This window comes from Nitrospiraceae bacterium, assembly GCA_035623075.1.
GTDB lineage: Bacteria > Nitrospirota > Nitrospiria > Nitrospirales > Nitrospiraceae > DASPUC01.
Map to the genome: position 1 here is coordinate 58,570 of DASPUC010000030.1, position 7,807 is coordinate 66,376.

The following is a 7,807-nucleotide window of genomic DNA, read 5'->3' on the forward strand; positions in this document are numbered from 1 at the left end:
CCACGGGAGGTGCTCGGATGGAGAAACAAGAACGCAAGCAGGAACCCAGGCGAGAGCCGCAGTCGAAAGACGACGTCAAGGCTAATCCCAAAGTCGTCGAGGCCGGCAAGAAAATCAAGGAAGACATCGATAAACTCGTCGACGAAATCGACGACGTCCTCGAAAAGAACGCGGAAGAATTCGTCAAGAACTACGTCCAAAAAGGGGGAGAGTAACCGTCGATCGGACGGTCCTCTTCCCCTTCTTCTTTTCTCGCAACCTCCGAGTGGTTTCGCTTCGCATCCACGCAGTCCTTTATCTCCATAGCCGCTGGTTTGACAAAGCCCGAGCGAACTTATAGTATCCCCTTAATTCTCAGACAGTTACGTTGCTTCGAGCCTCAGGCCCCTTCGTGAGGTCAAGATGAAGCCCAAGCTCTGGGTCTTCCGCGATATCGATCCATCTCAGCGGGCGAATTTGGTCCGTGCCCTCTCGATCGCTCCCGCAACCGCGTCATTGCTTCTCGCGCGCGGTGTGACCACGCCGGACCAGGCGACCGAGTGGCTCTCTCATCGGCTGCCGCACGATCCGTTGCTCATTCCTGACATGGAGCCAGCCGTCGAGCGGCTCCATCGAGCGGTTACGACCTACGAGCCGGTCTGTTTTTACGGCGACTATGATGTCGATGGGATTACGGCCACCAGTGTCTATCTGTCGTTCTTCGGCGGGTTGGGAGCCAACGTCCGTGCCTATGTTCCGCATCGTCTCCGTGAAGGGTATGGACTCAATGCCGGTGCGATTCAACGGCTGCGTGATGAGGGGATTACGCTGTTGGTGACGTCGGATTGCGGGACGACTGCCCATCGAGAAGTGGGGTTGGCTGGCCAATTGGGTATGGATGTGATCATCACCGATCACCATCAATCCGACGAGCAATTGCCGTCGGCCATGGCAGTCCTCAATCCGCATCGCGGCGATGCGCGCTATCCGTTTCGAGGCCTGTGCTCCGCCGCGCTGGCGTATAAGGTGGCGCAGGCGTATCAGCGGCGCTACGGCCAAGCCGGCGTGCTGTTGGAGTCATTGCTTGACCTTGTCGCGTTGGCCACTATTGCGGATGTCGTCCCGTTGCAGGATGAGAATCGAGGGTTCGTTCGGGAGGGCCTCGCCCAATTGACGAGAGGAGCCCGCTGCGGTGTACGGGCATTGAAGCAGGTGGCTGGGGTGACACGTGATTGCACGGCGGAGACCATCGCTTTCAAGCTCGCGCCGCGCATTAACGCCGCCGGGCGGTTGGATGATGCAATGTTAGGGGTACGGTTGCTGACCACTGAATCACCATCTGAAGCGCAGTGCTTGGCGGATAAGCTCGAACGACTCAATCGGGAACGGCAACAGATTGAGGCCGATATCATGGCCGAAGCCTTGACAGTGTTGAAAAACCAGGAGTTGATGCCGGCGATCGTGGTGGCGTCGCGTCGATGGCATCTAGGTGTGGTCGGGATTGTCGCCTCACGTCTGGTCGAACGGTTCCAGCGCCCCGCGATTGTCATGGCCGTGAACGAGCAGGGGATCGGGAAGGGATCGGCTCGCACGATCGGTGAGTTCGACCTCTACAAAGGATTGGCTGCCTGTCGGGATGTCGTGGAGGCGTTTGGCGGCCATCCGAGTGCAGCCGGTGTCACGGTGCGTGAATCCCATCTCGATGAGTTTCGCGCACGCTTCTGTGACGTGGTCGCGGGACGGACAAGCGATGCGACCACGATTCCGACGCTGGATGTCGATGCGGAGCTGCGCCTGGACGAGGTGAATCTGCGATTGATGCAGGAGATCGGCGCCCTTCATCCGTTCGGTGCCGGGAATCCAGAGCCGACCTTTGCCGTGATTCGGCTTGAAGTGATGGACGCGCGCACCGTCGCTGAGAAGCATCTCAAAATGACGGTACGGCAGGGCGGATCGCTCCCGTTCGACAGCATCGGATTCGGCATGAAGTCTCTGGGAGAACGAGGCATCTCGTCCCGCGCCCCGGTTGATCTGGCGTTTACACCGGAACTCAACCGTTGGAACGGCTATGACCGGATTCAGCTCCGCATCCGCGATGTCCGGCCGAGCGTGGTAGAGTGATGTATGCCCTACGAAACTGTCATGGATCTCGACCAGCTGCTGGATCGGGTGAAAAGTTATCATGCGGAGGCCGACCTCGGTCTAGTCCGCCGAGCCTATGAATTTTCCGCCAAGGCCCACGAAGGTCAGCGCCGTCGATCCGGCGAACCCTACCTACAGCATCCCATCGCGGTAGCCGGTGTCCTCACATCGTTGAAGACCGATGTCACCGCGATCGTAGCCGGGCTTCTCCACGATACACTCGAAGATACCCTTGCGACTCCGGACGAGCTTGAGAAGGAGTTCGGCAAGGATGTGGTCCATCTTGTCGACGGGGTCACCAAGATCGGCAAGATTACCTTCCGCAATTACGAAGAGAAGCAAGCCGAAAATTTTCGCAAAATGGTCCTCTCGATGGCGGACGATATCCGAGTCGTCCTCATCAAGCTGGCAGACCGGCTGCATAACATGCGCACACTCGAGCATCTAAGCAAAGTCAAGCGACAGGAGATCGCACAGGAAACCTTGGAGATCTATGCGCCACTGGCGAACCGGCTCGGGATTGGGTGGATTAAGAACGAGTTGGAAGATCTGTGTTTGAAGCATCTGAAACCAGACGTGTACGAAACCCTGCGCGTGCGAGTCGCCAAACGGGATGAAGATCGGCAACAGTACATCCAAGAAGTCATCCAGCTGGTCAACAAGGCCATGCAGGAAAACGGATTACCGGGGGAAGTCTATGGCAGGCCGAAGCATCTCTATGGCATCTACCAGAAGATGAACAAGCAATCGATCACGTTCGAGGAGGTGTACGATCTGACTGCCTTGCGGATCGTGACGGACACAAAGATGAATTGCTACGCCTTGCTTGGGGTGATCCATTCCTTGTGGAGACCGGTCCCAGGACGTTTCAAAGACTATATCGCGATTCCAAAGTCAAACCTCTATCAATCGCTCCACACGACAGTGGTAGGGCCGAAAGGCGAGCATGTCGAATTTCAAATCCGGACGGAAGACATGCATCGTGTCGCAGAGTACGGAATCGCCGCGCATTGGAAGTATAAAGAGCAGGGACGTGTCGGGGATCGGGACAGCAAAGCCTTTGGCTGGCTCCATCAGTTCGTCGAATGGCATCAAGATTTGCCGGACAACCGCCAGTTCATGGATTCAGTGAAACTCGATCTCTTTCACGACGTGGTGTACGTGTTTACGCCAAAAGGTATTGTCAAAGAGCTGCCAAAAGGGTCAACTCCCGTCGATTTTGCCTACGCGATCCATACTGAAGTGGGTGATCATTGCGTTGGAGCCAAGGTAAACGGGAAAATCGTCCCGCTCAAGCATCAATTGACCAGTGGCGATACGGTCGAAATCCTCACCTCCGCGACTCAAACGCCTCACAAGGATTGGCTGAAATTTGTCCGCACCTCAAGAGCCAAGACCAAAATCAAACACTGGATCAAAATCGAAGAACAAAAGCGAAGTATCGAGATCGGTCGCCGGCTGTTGGAGTCCGAATTCCGCCGTCATGGGATGGCGCCGGCCCAAATGTTGAAGTCCGACGAATTACTCGATGCGGCTCGTGAATCCGGGTTTGAGACGATCGATGAATTGACGGCTGCAGTAGGGTTCGGTCGGGTGGCGACGGCTCAGGTTATTGAAAAACTGAAAGGACTGGAAACAGGCGAAGCGAAGACGGGGCCGGAACGGCCAGCCGTTCCCAAACGGGTTGCCGGCAAAGCCGATGAGAAAGGGGTCAAGGTCAAGGGCGCGCGGGATCTGTTGATGCAACTGTCTCGCTGCTGTAATCCGGTTCCTGGCGACCGCATCCTGGGATACATCACGCGTGGCCGCGGGCTCACCATCCATACGGTTGATTGTCCCAATCTGGAGGCGTTGGATTATGATCGTGATCGACTTGTGGAGGTTGAGTGGGATGCCTCAACGCCCAGCACTCATGCCGTGAAAGTGTCTGTGATGGCGGTCGACAAAACGGGAGTGTTGGCTAATGTGTCGTCAGCAATTGCTGAATGCCATGCCAACATCAGCCGGGCTGAAATTACCACGCGAGAGGATCGCAAAGCGGTCTTGGATTTTATCGTGGAAGTGTCCGATACCCACCATCTCGAGCAGGTGTTGAAGGCCGTGGAGCGTGTCGACGGTGTCATTACGGCGCGACGAATTCGAGCCTGGCAAGAGCGACCGTAGTGAGACGTGGCTAGGGCACGCGAAATCTGAGCGTGGCACCCTTCTGAAGCTTGAAGTGTTCTGCCATCCCTCCACCGAGTTCCAAAACATATAAGGCCGGTTCGTTGGGTTGATACTGGCGGCACCCGTCATCGCTTCGCGTACAAATCGGGACGTTCGCCTCAATATGGACGATTTGCTTTTTTTCATTCATCCAAATGATGTCGAGAGGGATTTTCGTATTCTTCATCCAAAAGGTCCAGGGTTGGGCCTGGTCAAACGTAAACAGCATGCCTCGATTCTTGTCGAGGTGGTCGCGGTACATTAATCCTTCCGCACGTTTCCGCGCAGTATCAGCAATTTCAGCGTGAATCAGACCGCCTCCGGGGAGCGTAATAGGAATCAAGCCCTTCGTAGATGAATCAGTGCCGGCTTGTGTGCCTAAAGGGTCGAACAAGGCGAGGACGAGGAGAAAGACGCTCAATCGTCGTGGCTGCACGGCGAAATCCTATCGGTCGTTGAACAGAGAGTCAAGATCTGCTTCCAGGCGGACGCGGCTTGCAATCGCAGCGGGCCCTGTGCCATTCTCGGCCTGATTTTTAGGGAGGTTCTCCATGCAAGAGAAACGTCGGGTGCTGTACAAAAAGGGAGTCTTCGTCTGCCCCAAGTGCCGTCAATCGTATGTCCAAGAAAAGTGGATTGAGGAATGGCGCATTCGTTGTCACCTGTGCGACTATCGCGGAACCCTAACGGAAGTATCGGTCGAAGAACACATGGAGGAAGAAACGATTCGGCGATAGATTGTTTCAGTGTTTCAAGAGTTTCCTCCTGTCAATTCCAATCCAGAGCCGCGCTGGGTATTTCGCCATCTAGGTACATATGAATCGCAAAAACATCAGGAGCGGTCGATGCGCGATTGTGCTGCTGCTGGTGATGGGGGTTATCTATGTCTGGCCCGCATGGGCTGATGAGGGTCAGCCGGCGATTAAGGTTCTCGTCGTATACCATTCTTTAACAGGAAATACGGAACGGATGGCCGAAGCTGTGGTGGAAGGGGCCAAGAGTGTGGTCGGGACTGACGTCGTGCTGAATCGAGTCGGACTGATCACGGCAGATGAGCTTTTTTCCGCCGACGCCATCATCGTGGGGTCACCGGTCTATTGGTCGAACATGTCGGGAGAGGTGAAAACGTTCTTCGACAATTGGCAGTTCAAATTCGGTGTCTATCCTGAATTTAAGATGAAAAACAAGGTCGGGGCGGCCTTTGCGACAGGCGGTCAAGGGTCGAGTGGAAAAGAAGTCACGATGTTGACGATCCTGGCCGCGATGCTCGGCAATCAGATGATCGTCGTCGGCGGCGGCGGGGCTTTCGGTGCATCTGCCACGACGGAAGGCGACAGTCCGGGCATTGATAATAAGGAATTGGCCGATGCACAAGCTCTCGGGCGGCGCGTGGCAGAAGTCGCGAGCATCGTTAAGCGCGGTTCAATCAAATAACCATCTCCGTCTTATCGGCGTTTTGCGGCCTTGGTGCTCCCGACAAAACAGTAACGACCTCTGTCGGGCTCCAACTCGCCAAGGTGTATTCCGTCAGGTAATGCGGGACGACAGAGGAGAAATCGAGCGAAGGGAATAAGAGGTGTGGTGAATGAAGTAGGGGCGAGATTAGCTTCGCACGGTGTTCACAGAAGGGGTGCGATGTTCACTCGTCGCAATTTCCACAAACTCATGAATGTTCTTTGAGCAACGGCCGCAGCAGCCGGCTTCCTTCAGGCCGAACTGCGCCTTGAGCTGACAGGCCATGACAATTCCTGCCCGTCCTGCTTCCCTGACTTCAGATTCTGTGATTCCCTTGCAGAGGCAGAGATACATTCGTTGTACTCCTTCTCAGCGATGTCGGGTCTCGGTTCAGATGCGGTTAAGACGCAAACGATTATGATAACCGTTATCAACTTCTTCCAATATACCCTGTGTTGTTGGTGGTGTCAAGGGGATAATTTTGGCGATTATGCCCCACTTGACACCCATTCTGGATTCAGGTAAGATGGCCTCAACATCAGGGAGGCCTTATGAAACCGAATCCAACACTCGCTCAATTGATGACCCAGTTTAAGGACGAAGCGGCTTGCAAGCAGTTTTTGCAGGATCGCCGTTGGCCAAATGGTGTGACGTGTCCGCGCTGCCAGAATGAGAAGGTCTACGCCTTGAAAGCACGCCCATTTCACTGGATCTGTAAGGCGAAGAACTGCGGCGGACGGAACGGGTATCGCTTCTCGGTGATTACGAAAACCATTTTTGAGAACACGAATTATCCACTCAAAACGTGGTTTCAAGTGATTTACTTGATGCTCACTAGCAAGAAAGGCATGAGTGCGTTGCAGATTCAGCGGATTATTGGGAGCGGTGCCTATCGCACAGCGTGGTATATGTGCCATCGGATTCGAGCGGCCATGAAGGATGGTGGGTTTGGCAAATTGATGGGCGAAGTCGAAGTCGACGAAACCTTCATTGGCGGGAAAGCCAAGAATCGGCACGGTAAGGGGGTGGGGAAGGGATTCAAAAAGTATGAAGGAGGGCGAGGGCCTTCTGGCAAAGTGGCCGTCATTGGTGCCATTGCCAGAAAGGGCAATGTCGTCGCGCAGATTATCGAGAATACTGATCGGCTGACGCTGTCGAACTTTGTGCGCCAGGTCGTATCCGATAAGGTCGATCTGATTTCCACCGATGAGCATCCTGGCTATGCACGATTGGGCCGAACATTTCCTCACGGTGTAGTCCATCATACAAAAGGCGAATACGTGCGCGGGAACATTCATACGGCGAATCTGGATAGCTTCTGGAGCCTCTTGAAGCGTGGCGTGATGGGCACGTTTCACAACGTCTCGAAAGACTATTTGCCGCTGTATCTGGCGGAATTTCAGTATCGGCATAACAATCGGAAAAATCCCAACATCTTTGCCGATGTGATAGCAGAATGCTGAACACGCCACCGGTACAGCGTGTTCAGATGAAGTACGATCCCAAGAATGTGCAGCTAAGTCTGCCACTGGAGGTCCCATGCCGAAAGCGAAACCGATTTCGCTCTTTCCGCTAAGTTTTGAGCAGGTGCTCGATACACTCCTCAAGGCAAATCCAAAACCAAAGAAGAAGCGCCTGAAAATGAAAAGTAGAAAGAAGTCTGCGAAGTCATAGATCACGCTTACGCTTATGATCTTTCACGATAATTCTAATTATGCCAATACCAGACAGAAGTACTAATGCAGAAGCCACTAATACGAACCAGAGCGGTGGAATGACCCTATCTTCAGTCTCATTCTGGGCAGATTTCTTCGGTATTGCCGTTGTAGCACTTACCGTTTTTGCTGCCATTGCCGGATATTTCTCATGGTACTTCAATTCGAGGGTAGATGCCCTAAAGGATGAGGCGTTACAGCGTTTTAAAATCGAATCTGCGGAAAAAATTGCGTCAGCCGAGGCCCAATCTGCTAGCGCAAACGAAAAAGCCGCTGCCTCAGAAAAAGAAGCAGCGATTGCGAGATTAGAG

The 7,807-nt window shown here is 54.2% G+C and carries 10 protein-coding genes; 8 read left to right on the forward strand and 2 right to left on the reverse strand.

Annotation, left to right across the window (positions count from 1 at the left end):
• Nucleotides 1-17 precede the first annotated feature (17 nt).
• From VEI50_10930 to VEI50_10940, 3 genes are all read left to right on the forward strand, one after another.
• Complete coding sequence (locus VEI50_10930) at nucleotides 18-215, forward strand: ubiquitin-like protein Pup (protein HXX75633.1); 198 nt, start codon at nucleotides 18-20, stop codon at nucleotides 213-215.
• A 187-nt stretch (nucleotides 216-402) separates the two neighbouring features.
• Nucleotides 403-2,100 carry a single-stranded-DNA-specific exonuclease RecJ gene (gene recJ / locus VEI50_10935; GenBank protein ID HXX75634.1) on the forward strand — a complete coding sequence of 566 codons (1,698 nt, stop codon included), beginning with the start codon at nucleotides 403-405 and terminating at the stop codon, nucleotides 2,098-2,100.
• Between the two features lie 3 nt (nucleotides 2,101-2,103).
• Entirely contained in the window at nucleotides 2,104-4,284 is a 2,181-nt protein-coding gene (locus VEI50_10940; GenBank protein HXX75635.1) for a bifunctional (p)ppGpp synthetase/guanosine-3',5'-bis(diphosphate) 3'-pyrophosphohydrolase, read from the forward strand.
• Nucleotides 4,285-4,294: 10 nt separating this feature from the next.
• Here the strand turns inward: VEI50_10940 and VEI50_10945 are convergent, their stop codons facing one another.
• Nucleotides 4,295-4,762, reverse strand: coding sequence for a DUF192 domain-containing protein (locus VEI50_10945; GenBank protein HXX75636.1), 468 nt, complete (start codon nucleotides 4,760-4,762; stop codon nucleotides 4,295-4,297).
• Between the two features lie 115 nt (nucleotides 4,763-4,877).
• Here VEI50_10945 and VEI50_10950 point away from each other — a divergent pair, with 115 nt between their 5' ends.
• Complete coding sequence (locus VEI50_10950; protein HXX75637.1) at nucleotides 4,878-5,063, forward strand: hypothetical protein; 186 nt, start codon at nucleotides 4,878-4,880, stop codon at nucleotides 5,061-5,063.
• A 79-nt stretch (nucleotides 5,064-5,142) separates the two neighbouring features.
• Nucleotides 5,143-5,760, forward strand: coding sequence for an NAD(P)H-dependent oxidoreductase (locus tag VEI50_10955; protein HXX75638.1), 618 nt, complete (start codon nucleotides 5,143-5,145; stop codon nucleotides 5,758-5,760).
• A gap of 168 nt (nucleotides 5,761-5,928) precedes the next feature.
• Here the strand turns inward: VEI50_10955 and VEI50_10960 are convergent, their stop codons facing one another.
• Nucleotides 5,929-6,135 carry a hypothetical protein gene (locus tag VEI50_10960; GenBank protein HXX75639.1) on the reverse strand — a complete coding sequence of 69 codons (207 nt, stop codon included), beginning with the start codon at nucleotides 6,133-6,135 and terminating at the stop codon, nucleotides 5,929-5,931.
• Between the two features lie 197 nt (nucleotides 6,136-6,332).
• On the opposite strand from VEI50_10960, the gene VEI50_10965 reads away from it, so the two are divergent.
• The 3 genes from VEI50_10965 to VEI50_10975 all read left to right on the forward strand — a co-directional run.
• Entirely contained in the window at nucleotides 6,333-7,244 is a 912-nt protein-coding gene (locus tag VEI50_10965) for an IS1595 family transposase (protein ID HXX75640.1), read from the forward strand.
• 76 nt (nucleotides 7,245-7,320) lie between these two features.
• Nucleotides 7,321-7,455, forward strand: a complete 135-nt coding sequence (locus VEI50_10970) for a hypothetical protein (GenBank protein ID HXX75641.1) — start codon at nucleotides 7,321-7,323, stop codon at nucleotides 7,453-7,455.
• A 40-nt stretch (nucleotides 7,456-7,495) separates the two neighbouring features.
• Nucleotides 7,496-7,807, forward strand: a 312-nt coding sequence (locus VEI50_10975; GenBank protein ID HXX75642.1) for a hypothetical protein, incomplete at its 3' end; no start/stop codon positions are given.